Genomic DNA, 15199 nt, shown 5'->3' with positions numbered 1-15199 from the left:
CTTAGAGGATCGGATCGAGCACGAAGGGCTTCTCGGGAACGGTGATCGCCCGGTTGGCCTTGGCCGGCTTGGCCATGATCGAGGTCTGGCCCAGCGAGGCGGCATCGCTCTCGACGGCGCCGATCTGCGAATCCGGCAGGTCGATCGCGTTGGTCGCGTTCGGCGGGGCTTCGAGCGGTCCCTTGCGGCCACAGGCCCCGAGCGCAACGGCGAGCAGGCCAGCGACCAGGACGGCGCGGCCGATTTTCAGGCGGGAGTGCAGCACGTAAGCGAACCCTTGGGCCAAAGCAGATATTGGGCGAAGCGTGGCGGGACTGTAGCGAAGGATGGCGGCGGAGGCGAGGCTTTGCCGACCCCGCCGCGTCACTCGGTATGTTGGCACCCTGTGCGTCATGGTCGGGCTTGTCCCGACCATCCACGTCTTTGCGCATGACAGGCGCTCAAGGCGTGGATGGTCGGCACAAGGTCGAGCATGACGGGGTGGATCACGCCTTTTTCGTCGCGAGCTTCTTGAGCCAGCGCTTGGCCTGACGGCGGACATTCGCCGGCGCCGTGCCGCCATAGCTGACGCGGCTCTTGACCGACTGCTCGACGCCGAGCACGGCGAAGACCGCCTCGGTGATCTTCGGCTCCACCGCCTGCATCTCGGCGAGCGTCAGCTTCTCCAGCCCGACCTTCTTCTCCGAAGCAATGCCGACGAGCCGGCCCGTGACGTGATGCGCGTCGCGGAACGGCATCTTGAGCACCCGCACCAGCCAGTCGGCGAGGTCGGTGGCCGTGGCATAGCCGAGGCCGGCGGCCTTCTTCATCACCTTCAGGTCGGGCTGCATGTCGCGGACCATGCCGGCCATCGCGGCAAGGCAGAGCGACAGCGTCTGGAGCGCGTCGAAGGTACCTTCCTTGTCCTCCTGCATGTCCTTGGAATAGGTCAGCGGCAGGCCCTTCATCATCGTCAGCATCTGCTGCAGCGTTCCGAAGACGCGCCCCGCCTTGCCGCGCACCAGCTCGGCCGCATCGGGATTGCGCTTCTGCGGCATGATCGAGGAGCCCGTCGAGAAGGCGTCGGACAGGCGCACGAAACCGAATTGCGGCGTCGCCCAGAGCACGATCTCTTCGGCGAGGCGCGACAGGTGCATCGCGCAGATCGAGGCCGCGGCCAGGGTCTCCAACACGAAATCGCGATCCGAGACCGAATCGAGCGAATTCGCGGTCGGCCGGTCGAAGCCGAGCGCCTTCGCCGTCATCTCGCGATCGATCGGGAAGGAAGTGCCGGCGAGGGCGGCCGCGCCGAGCGGGCTCTCGTTCAGCCGGGCGCGCGCATCGGCGACGCGGCCGCGGTCGCGGCCGAGCATCTCGACATAGGCCAGCAGATGGTGGCCGAAGGTCACCGGCTGCGCCGACTGGAGATGGGTGAAGCCGGGCATCACCGAACCGGCGTGGGCCTCGGCCTTCTCGGCGAGCGCCAGCTGGAGATCGGCCATCTGCTCGTCGAGCTGGTCGAGCGTGTCGCGCACCCACAGCTTCATGTCGGTCGCGACCTGGTCGTTGCGCGAACGGCCGGTGTGGAGGCGCCCGGCTGCGGCGCCGATCCGGTCCTTCAGGCTGCTCTCGACATTCATGTGAACGTCTTCGAGCGCACGCGAGAACGTGAAGGTCCCGGCCTCGATATCGGCCTCGACCTGCTTGAGCCCGGCGCTGATCGCAGCCACATCCTCCTTCGTCAGGATGCCGGTCTCGCCGAGCATCGCTGCATGGGCGAGCGAACCGCGGATGTCCTGGCGCCACAGGCGCTGATCGAAATCGATGGAGGCGTTGATCTCCTCCATGATGGCGTCGGGACCCGTGGCGAAACGCCCACCCCACATGCGATTGCTCACGACGGTCTTTCCTGCTTCTAGGGCGCGATGAGGTCTCGAACGAAAATCACGGCCGCCATCGGAGCGCTGGCCCTTGTCGCGGCCGCTGGCGTCGCGGCCTTCTACTCCGTCGCGGGCGATGCCGGCAATTCCGCTTCTTGCAGTGCCGCCCGTGCGACGGCGAAGCGCATGGCGCCGCTGGCGCGCGGTGAAGTCGCCGCCGTGCAAGTCAACGCGACGCCGGTGCCGACGCCGGACCTTGCCTTCAACGGGCCCGACGGCGTCCCCATATCGCTCGCCGCCTTCAAGGGCCGCACCATCCTGGTCAATCTCTGGGCGACCTGGTGCCCGCCCTGTCTGAAGGAAATGCCGGCGCTGGATGCCTTGCAGGCTGCGCTCGGGGGGCCGGATTTCGCGGTCGTCGCGATCAACATCGACACCCGCAGTCTCGACAAGCCGAAGGCCTGGCTGGCCGAGCGTAAGATCGCCGCCCTGCCCTACTATGCCGACCCGCAGGCCAAGGTCTTCCAGGACCTGCGCGCCGCCCGCAAGGTCGAGGGCATGCCGGTCAGCCTGATCGTCGACGCGCAGGGCTGCGAACTCGCGATCCTCCAGGGCCCCGCCGACTGGGCCAGCGCCGACGCCAAGGTGCTGATCGGGGCGGCGCTGAAGCAGCCGTGAGAGCAGATCGCCGCCGCGGCGCCGTCAGCCCGGCAGGGTGTTCTTGTAGACCCGGCCGTCCTTCATGATCACGACGAAGTTCTTGCTGGGATCAGTGACCAGGCCGAGATTCTCCAGCGGGTTGCCGTCGACCAGCAGCAGATCCGCCAGCGCCCCCTGCTCGACCACGCCGAGCTTACCCGGATAGGGATTGCGTTCGCCCGACATCGCCAGGAGCTTCGCATTCGTAGCCGTAGCCATGCCGAGCGCCTCGGCGGGCGTGAACCAGCGGCCGAGCTTGGCCAGCAACTCCCCGTGCCGCGTCGCGAGCTGCGGCGAGAACAGGATGTCGGTCCCGAAGGCGATCTTCAGCTTGTGCTTCTTCGCCAGTTCGAAGGTCTTCTCCGTGCCGGCGAACACGGCATAGGCCTTCTGTCGCTCGAAGGAACCCGGCGGGAACGCATCGGCCATCTCGTCCGGGAAGGCCTGGGTGCTCAGCCAGACGTCCTTGGCCGCGATCAGCCGGGCGCTCTCCTCGTCCATCAGATGGCCGTGCTCGATGCATTTCACGCCGACGTCGATGGCGCGCCTGATCGCGCGGGGCGTATAGGCATGGACCGCGACATAGGTACCCCAGTTATCGGCTGCCTCGACGGCCGCGCGCAGCTCGTCGGCGGTGAAGGTCGAGACGTCGAGTGGGCTGAAGGGCGAGGCGACGCCACCGCCCGCCGTCAGCTTGATCTGGGAAGCGCCCTGCATCAGCTGCTCCCGGACGCGCATCCGCACCTCGTCGGGGCTGTCGGCGACCATGCTGCCGCCGATCTCCTCCATGCGCGACAGCGCGCCAGGCTTCCGGGGTAGGTCCGTCAACTGGCGGAAATCGCCATGCCCGCTCGTCACCGTGATGACCGCCCCCGAGGGATAGATGCGCGGGCCGGGCACCACGCCGCCATCGATCGCCTGCTTCAGGCCGAAGGACGGCCCGCCCATGTCGCGAACCGTGGTGAAGCCGCGCATCAAGGTGTCGGTCGCCTCGGCGCCGGCGGTCAGGTAGTTGAAGCCCAGATTGCCGAAGAGCGACTGTGCCGGCGTCGAGCGCACCATCATCGCATGCCAGTGCATGTCCGTGAGGCCCGGCATCAGGGTCCGCCCGCCACCCGCGATGACGGTCGTGCCTGCCTCCGGGGTGATCGGCGTCGTCGCGATGCGCTCGATCAAATTGCCGCGGACCAGCACCTGCGATGGCGCCGAGAGCGCGCTTCCCGAGCCGTCGAAGATGCGCACATTCTGGAACAGGATCGCGGTGGCGCCGGTCACTGGAGCGACCTGCGCGCGAAGGGGGGACGCAAGCCCGGTCGCAGCGGCCGGCAGAGCTACGAGGAAGGCCCGTCGGGACAGCGACGTCATGCTTCTCTCTCCCCAAGGTGCAGTTCACCGGCCCGCATGGCCATCTGTAGCCCACGACGGCCGCCACGCAAGCGCCGCTGTCGGCCGGTCTCGCAACCGAGCCGCCGGGCGAGGCGACAGGAAATCACTCACGATTGTCATGATACGTTGCCGGCCATGACCTATACGATCGGCCTTGCGACCACTTTCCACGATCCTGCGATCGCGATCATCGGCCCTGACGGCGACGTGCTGTTCGCGGAGGCGACGGAGCGCTACCTGCAATACAAGCGCGCGCCCAATTGCGAGCCGGATTCGGTGCTGCGCATGGAAGGGCTGCTGAAGCGCTATATCCCCGAGGGTGCGGAGGTTGCGATCGCCTCGAGCTGGGGCGAGGACTTCACCGGCTTCCTCGACCAGATGAGCCGCGCCGGCTCCTTTTCTCTCGAAGCCTTGCTCAAGCTCTCCCCCGAACTCAACCGCTCGCTGGTGCCGGAGCGCACCGAGCGCGCCCTGATCGCCTCGCTGCATCAGGGCCAGCAGAGTGCCGGCATCGGCACCCTGCTCGGCCTCGACCGGGCCTTCGGCCAGGCCAACGTCACCGGGCTGAAGCGCTATAGCCACCATCTCAGCCATGCGGCTTACGCGTGCTGGTCCTCCCCGTTCACGGACGCGGCCTGCCTCGTCGTCGACGGCATGGGCGAGATCGGCGCATCCGCCATCTTCGCGCTGGAGGGCGGACAGATCCGCGAGGTGAAGCGCCATCGCGGCCGTGAATCGATCGGCTTCTATTTCGGCCTCGTCACCGATCTCGCAGGCTTCGACCAGGCCAGGGGCGAGGAATGGAAGATCATGGGGCTGGCGCCTTATGGTCACCGCGACGATCGCCTGATGGCGCTGCTGCGCCGGCTCTACAAGATCGACGGGCACAAGCTCTCCTTCGCAGACGCCGACATCGTGCGCGAGGTCAGCAGCGAGATTTTGCGCCTGCGTCCGGCCGAAGCGCTCGAGCAGGGCTGGGCCGATCTCGCCCGCTGCGGGCAGGATGTCTTCGCCGAGATGATGGACGCGCTGCTCTCCGAGACGGCCTTCCTCGTGCCCTCGACCAATCTCGTGCTCGCCGGCGGCTGCGCGCTCAACTCCTCCTTCAACGGTAGGATCGTCGGCCGCCACGGCTTTACCGAGGTCTTCGTGCCGAGCGCGCCGGCCGATGACGGCAATGCCGTCGGCGCCGCCTGGCTCAGCCATGCCGAAGCCAATCCCGATTGGCGCGCGCCGAAAGGCCCGCTGTCGCCCTATCTCGGTTCGGCCGTCTCGACCGAACCCTTCGAGCGGATGCAGGCCTGGGAACCACGCCTGCGCAAGCTGGCGCCTGGCGAGATCGCGCCGGCCACCGCGACGCTGCTGGCACAAGGCAAGCTCGTCGGCTGGGTCCAGGGCCGAGCCGAATTCGGCCCCCGGGCGCTCGGCAACCGTTCGATCCTCGCCGATCCGCGCCCCGCCGAGGCCAAGGACATCCTCAACGCCAAGGTGAAGTACCGCGAGGCCTTCCGCCCCTTCGCCCCGTCCATCCTGGCGGAGCATGCGCCGGACTGGTTCGAGGACTATCAGGACGCGCCCTATATGGAGCGCACCCTGGTCTGGAAGGATACGGTGCGCCACCGTGTCCCGGCGGTCGTGCATGAGGACGCCACCGGGCGGCTCCAGAGCGTCACCGCGGAGCGCAACCCGCGCTACCACGCGCTGATTTCGGCCTTTCACGGCCTGACGGGCGTGCCGGTGATCCTCAATACTTCCTTCAACATCATGGGCAAGCCGATCCTGCACACGGCGGAGGACGCGATCCTGATGTTCTACACCAGCGGGCTCGATGCGCTCGTCGTCGAGGATTGGCTGCTGGTGAAGTGAACGCTCGTCACAATCCAGCCAATGCTCCTGCCTAGCCTGCACGCCGCGGCGGCCATCGTCGCACGCGCAGGAGATCAGAGCTTGACCATCCTCCGACCGACCCGCCGCGGGGCTCACATCCTGGCCGCCGCGCTTTTCGCCTTGCCGGCGCTGCCGACGTTCGCCGAGGAGCGCCTCGCCGTTCCCGGCACCACGGTCTCGCTCGTGCCGCCGAAGGGCTTCGTCCCGGCCAATGGCTTCGCCGGGCTGCAGAATCCGCAGACCAAGGCCTCGGTGCTCGTCGCGGAACTGCCGGCCGAAGCGCATCCGGCACTGTCGCAGCTTTTCGCCTCCCTCGATACGGCCAAGGTCAACTTCGCCAAGCAGAATGTCGACGTGGCCTCGCGCAAGGACCTCGACACCAGGGCGGGCAATGTCCCGCTGCTGGTCGGCACGCAGAATGCCGGGGGCACGAGCTTCGCGAAATGGGTCGCGCTCTTCAAGGGCGGCAGGACTGTAATGATCACCGTGCAGTCGCCGCAGGATGCGGGCCTGTCCACGGACACGGTGGAGACCATGCTGAAATCGGTCTCGCTGGGCGCCGAACCCAGCCTGGAAGAGAAGCTCGGCGCCCTTCCCTTCGCCGTCGCCAGCGCCGAACCCTTTCGCATCGTCGACACCATCGGCGGCGCCGGCGTGCTGATGACCTCCGGACCGCTCGACGCCGATCCCTCCGGCAGCCAGCCTCTGATCATCGTCGCCGCCCAGCTTTCGGGCGGCCGCGGCGCGAAACTGGAGGCGCTGTCGGAAACGCTGCTCAAGCAGACCCGCGGCTTCACCGCCGCTACGATCGCGCAGCGCGAAAAGACCCGCTTCGCCGCAGTGGAGGGTTATTTGCTCGCCGGCCAGGATGGCGAGGGCAAGCGCTTCGAGCAGCGTCTCGCGATCGGGCCGGACGGGCGCTTCGTGCGGCTACTCGCGATCTCGCCGAGCGCAGCCTTCGACGGGCTCAAGCCGGCGATCGACCGCGTCGCGAACTCGATCGCGTTCAGGGGAAAGTGACGTCCGATCGCCCCTCACGCAAAAGGCCCTCGGCACGCTGCGTGCCGCGAGCCTTTACTGTTCCGATTTCGGCGGAGCGTTAGCTCGCCTGCTTGACCGTGATGCCCTTCTCCTCGAGCAGGGCTTGCAGTTCGCCGGCCTGGAACATCTCGCGGGTGATGTCGCAACCGCCGATGAACTCGCCCTTGACGTAGAGCTGGGGGATCGTCGGCCAGTTCGAATAGGCCTTGATGCCCTCGCGGATCTCCTGGTCTTCCAGCACGTTGACGCCTTTGAACGGCACGCCGACATAAGACAGGATCTGCACGACCTGGCCGGAGAAGCCGCACATCGGGAATTGCGGCGTGCCCTTCATGAAGAGCACGACATCGGCGGACTTCACTTCGGCATCGATGCGGGCATTGACGTCGGTCATGGTCTGGTCTCCCTGGGCGGGGTCAAGGCCCGCAAGGACGGTTGGAACGATCTGCTCTAATTCTGGGGAACCGCCGTCGTCAGCGCAAGGGCATGCAGCACGCCGCCCATATTCCCCTGGAGCGCGGCGTAGACCATCTGGTGCTGCTGCACCCGCGTCTTGCCCTTGAAGGCGGCCGAAGTCACGGTCGCGGCATAGTGGTCGCCGTCGCCGGCGAGGTCCTTGATCTCGACGACCGCATCCGGCAGCGCCGCCTTGATCATCGCCTCGATGTCGTGGGCATCCATCGCCATGGCCGGTCTCCTCAGGCGGCCTTGCCGGCCATATAGGCCGGCAGCCAGGCTTCATGGGCCTGACGCAGCTCGGCCAGCGGGATCGCGGCCTCGCCCGGCAGGGTGAGCGCGCCAGCTGCCGTGCTGCCGAGCGCGAGCGCCGGCACGCCGGCCGCCTTCGCCTCGGACAGAACGGCATCGGCCGCAGCCTTCGGCACGGTCACGAGATAACGACCCTGGTCCTCGCCGAAGAGCACGGCATGGACCGGCCCGGCCGGAAGCCGCTCGATCACCGCGCCGACGCCTCCCGCCATCGCCATCTCGGCGAGTGCGACGGCAAGCCCGCCATCCGACAAATCGTGGCAGGCGGTGACGCGCTGCGCCGTGATCAGCCCGCGCACGAAATCGCCGTTGCGACGCTCGACCGCAAGATCGACCGGCGGCGGCGCGCCCTCCTCGCGGGTGCAGATCGTCGCGAGATAGGCGCTCTGGCCAAGCCAGCCCGCTGTCTCGCCGAGCAGGATCACCGTCTCGCCCTCGGCCTTGAAGGCGACGGTGGCATGCTTGGTCACATCGGCGAGCACGCCGACGCCGCCGATCGTGGGGGTCGGCAGGATCGAGACGCCGTTGGTCTCGTTGTAGAGCGAGACATTGCCCGAGACGACCGGGAAGTCGAGCGCCCGGCAGGCCTCGCCGATGCCCTTGATGCAGCCGACGAGCTGGCCCATCACCTCGGGCCGCTCGGGGTTGCCGAAGTTGAGGTTGTCGGTGATCGCGAGCGGCGTCGCGCCCGTCGCGGTCAGGTTGCGCCAGGCTTCGGCCACAGCCTGCTTGCCGCCCTCGAAGGGATCGGCCTCGCAATAGCGCGGCGTCACGTCGGCGGTCATGGCAAGGCCCTTCGGCCCGTCCTCGATCCGGATCAGGCCGGCATCGCCGCCGGGCGTGACCACGGAATTGCCGAGGATCAGCGTGTCGTACTGCTCCCAGACCCAGCGCTTCGAGCACAGATCCGGCGAGCCGATCAGCTTCAGCAGCGCCTGCGTGTTGGTCAGGGGCGCCTCGACGCTCTCGGGCGCGATCCGCTGCTGCGGCGGCGTCTCGATCCAGGGCCGGTCGTATTCGGGCGCCTCGTCACCGAGCTCCTTGATCGGAAGATCGGCCATGGTCTCGCCCTGGTGCTTCACGACGAAGCGCAGATTGTCGGTCGTGTAGCCGACGACCGCGAAATCCAGCCCCCATTTGCGGAAGATCGCCTCGGCCGGCTCCTCATGGCCGGGCTTGATCACCATGAGCATGCGCTCCTGGCTCTCCGACAGCATCATCTCATAGGCGCTCATGCCGTCCTCGCGGCAGGGCACGGCGTCGAGGTTGAGTTCCACGCCGAGATCGCCCTTGGCGCCCATCTCGACGGCCGAGCAGGTCAGGCCGGCGGCGCCCATGTCCTGGATCGCGTCGACATGGCCCGCCGCCATGATCTCGAGGCAGGCTTCGAGCAGGAGCTTCTCGGCGAAGGGGTCGCCGACCTGCACGGTGGGGCGCTTCTCCTCGCCGCCCTCGCCGAAGGCCGCCGAGGCCATGGTCGCGCCATGGATGCCGTCGCGGCCGGTCTTGGAACCGAGATAGACGATCGCCTTACCGACGCCGGAGGCCTTGGCGTAGAAGATCTCGTCAGCCCGGGCGATGCCGACCGCCATGGCATTGACGAGGATATTGCCGTCATAGCGGGTGTGGAAGCCGGTGAGGCCGCCGACATTCGGCACGCCGAAGGAATTGCCGTAGCCGCCGACGCCGGCGACGACGCCCGAAACAAGATGATGGGTCTTGGGGTGGTCCGGCGAGCCGAAGCGCAGCGCGTCGAGCACCGCGATCGGCCGGGCCCCCATGGTGAAGACGTCGCGCAGGATGCCGCCGACACCCGTCGTCGCGCCCTGATAGGGCTCGATGAAGGACGGGTGGTTGTGGCTCTCCATCTTGAAGACGATGGCGAGGCCGTCGCCGATGTCGATGACGCCGGCATTCTCGCCCGGTCCCTGGATCACCCAGGGCGCCTTGGTCGGCAGCGTCTTGAGATGGATCTTCGAGGATTTGTAAGAGCAGTGCTCGTTCCACATCGCCGAGACGATGCCGAGCTCGGTGATCGTCGGCTCACGCCCGATCAGGTGCAGGAAGCGCTGATACTCGTCCGGCTTCAGGCCATGTTCGGCCACGAGCTGCGGCGTGATCTTGATGTCGTTGGGAATCACAGGCGACGGTCCCTGGCGTTCTGGCGGCGCGGCCAGTCTTCGGTTGCGCGGGGCATAGCGCGCCTGACCGCAGGAGACAACGCATTCCGGCGCCGCATCGCCCTGCTGGCACGCGATCTGCGCTGTTTTCCCCGGCACGGGGCGGATCGTGCCAGGGAGAAACAGTCCATGTCGCTTTTGTCTCGTTTCGGGAAAGACGCCTCCGGCAATGTCGGGCTGATGTTCGGAATCATCGCGCTGCCGATGATCGGCCTCGCCGGCGCCGCGGTCGACTACGCCCGCGCCACTTCGGCCCGGACGAGCTTGAGCGCCGCCGTCGATTCCGCCGCCCTGATGGTCGCCCGCGAGGCGACGAAGCTGACCGACGCACAGCTCAAGACGCAGGCGGAGGCGCTGATCCGGGCCAATCTCGCCGGCAATTCGGACGCCAAGCTCGGCACATACACGGTCTCGATCAATCGCACGGCCCGCACCGTCGACGTCACCGCCAACACCGCCGTCGAGACCAGCCTGACCAAGGTCATCGGCGTCGACACGATCCCCGTCTCCTCGACCGCCCAGTCCGCATGGGGCACCAACACGGTCGAACTCGCTCTCGTGCTCGACAACACCGGCTCGATGGCCTCGTCCAGCAAGATGACCGAGCTCAAGAAGGCTTCGCTCGACCTGCTCAAGATCCTGAAGGACGCCTCGACGGCGACCGACCAGATCCGTGTTTCGGTGATCCCCTTCGCGACGCAGGTGCGCCTGCCCACAACCTACAAGGATGCGCCCTGGCTGCGCTACGACCTGACCAAGGGCAGTGGCAAGAACAAGCAGACGATCACCAAGGCGACGTGGGAAGGCTGCGTCAGCGACCGCGACAAGCCCTATGATGTCAGCGACGCCGCCGCCGTGACGGGCCAGAACGCGACGCTGTTCCCGGCCGACTTCTGCGCGCAGTCGACCCTGACGCCGATCCGGCCGCTGACCAGCGACTGGACCGCGCTGACCAGCACGATCAATGCGATGACGCCGGTCGGCAACACCAACGTCACCATCGGAGCCGCCTGGGGCGCGGCCAGCCTGAGCCCGGTCGCGCCGCTGCCGGAAGCCGCCGCCGCCAACACGCCGCGGCTGACGAAATACATGATCCTGCTCACGGACGGCGACAACACGCAGAACCGCTTCGGCGACGGCCAGACCACGATGGACGAGCGCACCGAGGCCGCCTGCACCAGCGCCAAGGCCACGGGCATCAAGATCTATTCGATCCGCGTCATCGACGGAAACCGCAACCTGCTGCGCCGCTGCGCCAGCGACGCCGGCATGTATTACGAGGTCTCCAACGCCTCGCAACTGACACCGATCTTCCAGCAGATCGCCCGCGAGATCAGCCAGATCCGCCTGACGATGTGAGGCCTTCCAGCGCCGCGCGCAAATCCGCCGGGATCGGCACGGGGCGCTGCGTCGCGCGATCGACATAGACATGGGTGAAGCGGCCCTGCGCCGCGGCCTGCTCGCCGCCCTCGCGGAAGACGCCGATCCGGTAGGTCACCGAGCTGTTGCCGAGCCGCTCGACGCCCAGTCCGACCTCGACGGCCTCGGGAAAGGCGATGCTCTCGAAATAACTGCAGGTCGTCTCAACGACGAGGCCGACGACCGCGCTGCCGGCGATGTCGAGAAAGCCGCGCTCGACCAGCCAGGCATTCACGGCCGTGTCGAACCAGGAATAATAGACGACATTGTTGACGTGGCCGTAGACGTCGTTGTCGGCCCAGCGCGTCGGCACCGTGCGGAACATGCCGAAGGCGTCGCGGCCCAGCCGCTGCTGTTTTCCGCTCACGACGTCCCCCTGCCTCTCATCCGCCAGCCTTGTCGCCCGTGCCGATCTCCGGCACGCCCAGCGCATCGGCGAGCCTCGCCTTGGCCGAGCCCGGCCTCAGCGGCTTCTGCTGGCTTTCATGCGGCGCCCAGCCCGAGAGCCAGACCATCTCGAAGGTCGCGCGCAGTCGCCCGTCCGGATCGGCGAAACGCTCGGCATAAAGGGAGGCCGCCCGCATCAGCGTGTCCCGGCGCATCCCGGTACGGCGGCGCGCGGTCAGCGCATTGCCCCAGCCCATGCCGCGCAGGTCGCGCAGCAGGCCGAAGATGTCGCGATAGCGCACCGTCACGACCTCGCTGTCGACGACGGGCAGCGCGAAGCCCGCCCGTTGCAGCAGGCTGCCGAGGTCGCGCAGATCGGCGAAGGGCGCGATGCGCGGGCTGACACCGCCAGTCGTCTCGGCTTCCGCCTCCAGCAGCGCCTGCCGCAGTTCCTGCAGCGTCCGGCCGCCGAGCAGGCAACCGATGAAGAGCCCGTCCGGCCGCAAGGCACGGCGGATCTGGATCAAGGCGCCCGGCAGGTCGTTGACGCCCTGCAGGGCGAGCAGCGACGCCGCCAGATCGAGGCTGCCCGTCGCCAGCGGCAGATGTTCGAGATCGCCCAGGAAATCCGTCGCGGGGCCGGCCGGGCCGCTCTTCGCCTCGGCCATGCGCAGGAGCGCCCCGGCCTTGGCGCGCAGCACCGGCGCGGCCAGCGGCAAAGGCGTGCCGAGATCGGCCGCGACACCGAACTGCCGCAGAACGGCGGAGAGCCGCTCCTCCAGATCCGCCGTCGCGCGATCCAGCAGGAAATCCGGATAGCCGGCCGCTAGCGCCCGCGTCAGGCGCCGGCGGCCGAGTGCGCGGTCGAACACGACGCCGGCGTCACTCACAAGCGTGATCCAAGCGAAGAGGCCATCTGAAATGATCGGCCCTCATCCTGAGGAGCCGCGCAGCGGCGTCTCGAAGGAGGCTCCAGATGTCTCCGGAGCCTCCTGGAACATCCTTCGAGACGCCATTCCATGCGGAATGGCTCCTCAGGATGAGGATCGAGGGGGAACCCGGACGGCCTCTCGAACTCATCAGCGTTCCAGCAGCCGCTCGATCTCCTGGCGGATCTGCGGCCCGAGATCGCCGCGATCGAGCGCATAGGCGATATTGGCCGTCAGGAAGCCGATCTTCGAGCCGGTATCGTAGATGTCGCCGTCGAAGCGCACCGCATGGAACGGCTCCAGCCGCGACAGCGCGATCATCGAATCGGTGAGCTGGATCTCGCCGCCGGCGCCCGGCTCCTGATTGGCGAGCAGGTTGAAGATCGTCGGCTGCAGGATGTAGCGGCCCGTGATGTGAAGGTTCGAGGGCGCCGTGCCCTTGGCCGGCTTCTCGACCATCTTGGTGATGCGCGAGACCTTCGCATCGCGCTTCTCGACGCCGACGATGCCGTATTGATGGGTCTGGTCCTCGGGCACGGGCGCGACCGCGATGTGGTTGCCGCCATGCTTGTTGTAGGCGTCGATCATCTCGGCGAGGCAGCCCTTGCCATGGGTGTGGTGTAGCATGTCGGGCAGCAGCAACGCGAAAGGCTCGTCGTCGCCGATGATGTCGCGGGCGCACCAGACGGCATGGCCGAGGCCGAGCGGCGCCTGCTGGCGCGTGAAGCTGGTGGCGCCGGCGGCCGGCAGATCGGCCAGCAGCCCTTCGAGTTCCTTGGTCTTGTTGCGCTTGCGCAGCGTGTCGTCGAGCTCGTAGGCGAGATCGAAATGATCCTCGATCACGGCCTTGTTGCGCCCGGTGATGAAGACGAAATGCTCTATGCCGGCCGCGCGCGCCTCGTCGACGACATGCTGGACGACCGGACGATCGACGATGGTCAGCATCTCCTTCGGGATCGCCTTGGTCGCAGGCAGGAAGCGGGTGCCGAGACCGGCGACGGGGAAGACGGCCTTGCGGATGCGTTTCGTCATGGGAGGTCCAGTTGGCGCCTTGGCCTTGCATGCCTGCGGCGGTGCGGGTGGAAGTCCGACCGGCTCGCCACTTGGGCGGAGACGGCCGCGACATACGAATAGACATACTAATACCAGAACGAGCTTGAGAACCCGTCAACGCTTTTCGCGCAAGGATGGCCTCTGGCAGCGGGGGATGGCTTTCTGCGATGGCTGTACTTGTTTCGGGTGGGGCGGGCTATATCGGCAGCCACATGGTGCTTGAACTGCTCGACCGTGGCGAGAGCGTGGTGGTCCTGGACAATCTCTCGACCGGCTTCTGGTGGGCCGTGCCGAAGGAGGCCGTGCTGGTCCAGGGCGATATCGCCGACCAGGAACTGGTCGAGCGCGTCATCGCCGAGCATGGCATCACCGAGATCGCCCATTTCGCCGCCAGGATCGTGGTTCCGGAATCCGTTTCCGATCCTCTCGGCTACTACCTTAACAACACGGTGAAGACGCGAGCCCTGCTGGAGAGCGCGGTGCGCGGCGGCGTCAGGCGGGTGATCTTCTCCTCGACGGCGGCGGTCTATGGCGAGCCGGCGATCAGCCCGGTGCCGGAGGAGATCGCGCTTGCCCCGATCAACCCCTATGGCCGCTCCAAGCTGATGAGCGAATGGATGCTGGAGGACGTCGCCCGCGCCCATGGCCTCGGCTTCGTCGTGCTGCGCTATTTCAACGTCGCGGGCGCCGATCCCAAGGGCCGCTCCGGCCAGTCCTCACCGAACGCGACGCATCTGATCAAGGTCGCCGGACAGGCGGCGCTCGGCCAGCGCGCCATGCTCGAGGTCTTCGGCACCGACTACCCGACGCCGGACGGCACCTGCATCCGCGACTACATCCACGTCACCGACCTTGCCCGCGCGCATCTTGCTGCGCTCGATCATCTGCGCGCCGGGGGCGCCAACCTGACCCTCAACTGCGGCTATGGCCGGGGCTATTCGGTCAAGGAGGTCGTCGACGTGGTCAAGCGGGTCTCGGGGGTGGATTTCCCGGTGAAGCTCTCGGGCCGCCGCGCCGGCGATCCGGCCTCGCTCGTCGCCAAAGCCGACCGCATCCGCAACGAACTCGGCTGGCGGCCCGAACATGACGACCTCGAGCAGATCGTCCGCCAGGCCCTGAACTGGGAGGACAAGCTCAGGACGAGGAATGCGCTCTGAGTGACTTCAGCCCGCCACGGCGATATCGGCCGGGTCCCTGACCTTCATGACGGTCAGGCGGCGGGTCTCACCGGAGTGCGTCGCCCAGTCGATCGACTTGCCGGCGGCCATGCCGATCAGCGCGACGCCGACCGGCGTCATTACCGAGATCCGGCCGGCATCGACATCCGCCTCTTCCGGCCGCACCAGCGTGATCGTGCTTTCCCGTCCGGTCGCCTCGTCACGGAAGGTGACGCCGCTGCCGATGCGGACATGGTCGGCGGAGCTGCGCCCATCCGGCAGGATGCGGGCGCGATCGAGTTCGCGGGAAAGCTCGGCCGCGAGATCGGCGAGGCGCTCGCCGGCTCCGGCGACGGCGCGGCTGAGCATGAGATGATCTTCGGCTGTGAGCACGATGGCGGGCCGCGCCGAGCGCTTCCTCGAGTTGGTCATGA

At 67.5% G+C, this 15199-nt stretch carries 15 protein-coding genes; 5 read left to right on the top strand and 10 right to left on the bottom strand.

What is annotated here, in order from left to right:
* Position 1 precedes the first annotated feature (1 nt).
* Both lptM and argH read right to left on the bottom strand, forming a co-directional pair.
* Complete coding sequence (gene lptM / locus AC1RMY_RS02225) at positions 2–265, bottom strand: LPS translocon maturation chaperone LptM (protein WP_492862305.1); 264 nt, start codon at positions 263–265, stop codon at positions 2–4.
* A gap of 220 nt (positions 266–485) precedes the next feature.
* Positions 486–1877 (bottom strand): argininosuccinate lyase, encoded by a 1392-nt coding sequence (argH, locus tag AC1RMY_RS02220; protein ID WP_492862304.1) that lies wholly within the window; start codon positions 1875–1877, stop codon positions 486–488.
* A gap of 27 nt (positions 1878–1904) precedes the next feature.
* Here argH and tlpA point away from each other — a divergent pair, with 27 nt between their 5' ends.
* Entirely contained in the window at positions 1905–2537 is a 633-nt protein-coding gene (tlpA, locus tag AC1RMY_RS02215; RefSeq protein ID WP_492862303.1) for a thiol:disulfide interchange protein TlpA, read from the top strand.
* Between the two features lie 24 nt (positions 2538–2561).
* Here the strand turns inward: tlpA and AC1RMY_RS02210 are convergent, their stop codons facing one another.
* Positions 2562–3923 (bottom strand): metal-dependent hydrolase family protein, encoded by a 1362-nt coding sequence (locus AC1RMY_RS02210; RefSeq protein WP_492862302.1) that lies wholly within the window; start codon positions 3921–3923, stop codon positions 2562–2564.
* A 156-nt stretch (positions 3924–4079) separates the two neighbouring features.
* On the opposite strand from AC1RMY_RS02210, the gene AC1RMY_RS02205 reads away from it, so the two are divergent.
* Both AC1RMY_RS02205 and AC1RMY_RS02200 read left to right on the top strand, forming a co-directional pair.
* A complete protein-coding gene (locus tag AC1RMY_RS02205; protein ID WP_492862301.1) occupies positions 4080–5810 on the top strand; it encodes a carbamoyltransferase family protein in 1731 nt (576 codons plus the stop codon).
* Between the two features lie 81 nt (positions 5811–5891).
* Positions 5892–6851, top strand: a complete 960-nt coding sequence (locus tag AC1RMY_RS02200; RefSeq protein ID WP_492862300.1) for a hypothetical protein — start codon at positions 5892–5894, stop codon at positions 6849–6851.
* Between the two features lie 79 nt (positions 6852–6930).
* Here the strand turns inward: AC1RMY_RS02200 and grxD are convergent, their stop codons facing one another.
* Genes grxD through purL form a run of 3 tightly spaced genes read right to left on the bottom strand, consistent with a single transcriptional unit; the run spans position 6931 to position 9781 of the window.
* On the bottom strand, positions 6931–7266 hold the full coding sequence (gene grxD / locus AC1RMY_RS02195; protein WP_492862299.1) for a Grx4 family monothiol glutaredoxin: 336 nt from the start codon (positions 7264–7266) through the stop codon (positions 6931–6933).
* A gap of 56 nt (positions 7267–7322) precedes the next feature.
* Positions 7323–7559 carry a BolA/IbaG family iron-sulfur metabolism protein gene (locus AC1RMY_RS02190; protein WP_492862298.1) on the bottom strand — a complete coding sequence of 79 codons (237 nt, stop codon included), beginning with the start codon at positions 7557–7559 and terminating at the stop codon, positions 7323–7325.
* A gap of 11 nt (positions 7560–7570) precedes the next feature.
* Positions 7571–9781 carry a phosphoribosylformylglycinamidine synthase subunit PurL gene (gene purL / locus AC1RMY_RS02185; protein ID WP_492862297.1) on the bottom strand — a complete coding sequence of 737 codons (2211 nt, stop codon included), beginning with the start codon at positions 9779–9781 and terminating at the stop codon, positions 7571–7573.
* Between the two features lie 168 nt (positions 9782–9949).
* On the opposite strand from purL, the gene AC1RMY_RS02180 reads away from it, so the two are divergent.
* Entirely contained in the window at positions 9950–11179 is a 1230-nt protein-coding gene (locus AC1RMY_RS02180; RefSeq protein WP_492862296.1) for a VWA domain-containing protein, read from the top strand.
* Here the strand turns inward: AC1RMY_RS02180 and AC1RMY_RS02175 are convergent.
* The 3 genes from AC1RMY_RS02175 to AC1RMY_RS02165 all read right to left on the bottom strand — a co-directional run bounded on the left by AC1RMY_RS02175 (position 11154) and on the right by AC1RMY_RS02165 (position 13587).
* Positions 11154–11564 (bottom strand): acyl-CoA thioesterase, encoded by a 411-nt coding sequence (locus tag AC1RMY_RS02175; protein ID WP_492863545.1) that lies wholly within the window; start codon positions 11562–11564, stop codon positions 11154–11156. The genes AC1RMY_RS02180 and AC1RMY_RS02175 overlap by 26 nt on opposite strands.
* 58 nt (positions 11565–11622) lie before the next feature.
* On the bottom strand, positions 11623–12516 hold the full coding sequence (locus AC1RMY_RS02170) for a methyltransferase domain-containing protein (protein WP_492862294.1): 894 nt from the start codon (positions 12514–12516) through the stop codon (positions 11623–11625).
* 189 nt (positions 12517–12705) lie between these two features.
* Positions 12706–13587 carry a UTP--glucose-1-phosphate uridylyltransferase gene (locus tag AC1RMY_RS02165; protein ID WP_492862293.1) on the bottom strand — a complete coding sequence of 294 codons (882 nt, stop codon included), beginning with the start codon at positions 13585–13587 and terminating at the stop codon, positions 12706–12708.
* 188 nt (positions 13588–13775) lie between these two features.
* On the opposite strand from AC1RMY_RS02165, the gene galE reads away from it, so the two are divergent.
* Complete coding sequence (gene galE / locus AC1RMY_RS02160) at positions 13776–14765, top strand: UDP-glucose 4-epimerase GalE (protein WP_492862292.1); 990 nt, start codon at positions 13776–13778, stop codon at positions 14763–14765.
* A 6-nt stretch (positions 14766–14771) separates the two neighbouring features.
* On the opposite strand, the gene rnk is transcribed toward galE, so the two are convergent.
* Complete coding sequence (gene rnk / locus AC1RMY_RS02155; protein WP_492862291.1) at positions 14772–15197, bottom strand: nucleoside diphosphate kinase regulator; 426 nt, start codon at positions 15195–15197, stop codon at positions 14772–14774.
* Between the last annotated feature and the right edge of the window lie 2 nt (positions 15198–15199).

Source organism: Allobosea sp. GW822-FHT03F07 (genome assembly GCF_058801345.1).
This window is presented reverse-complemented; position numbering and strand designations above follow the sequence as displayed.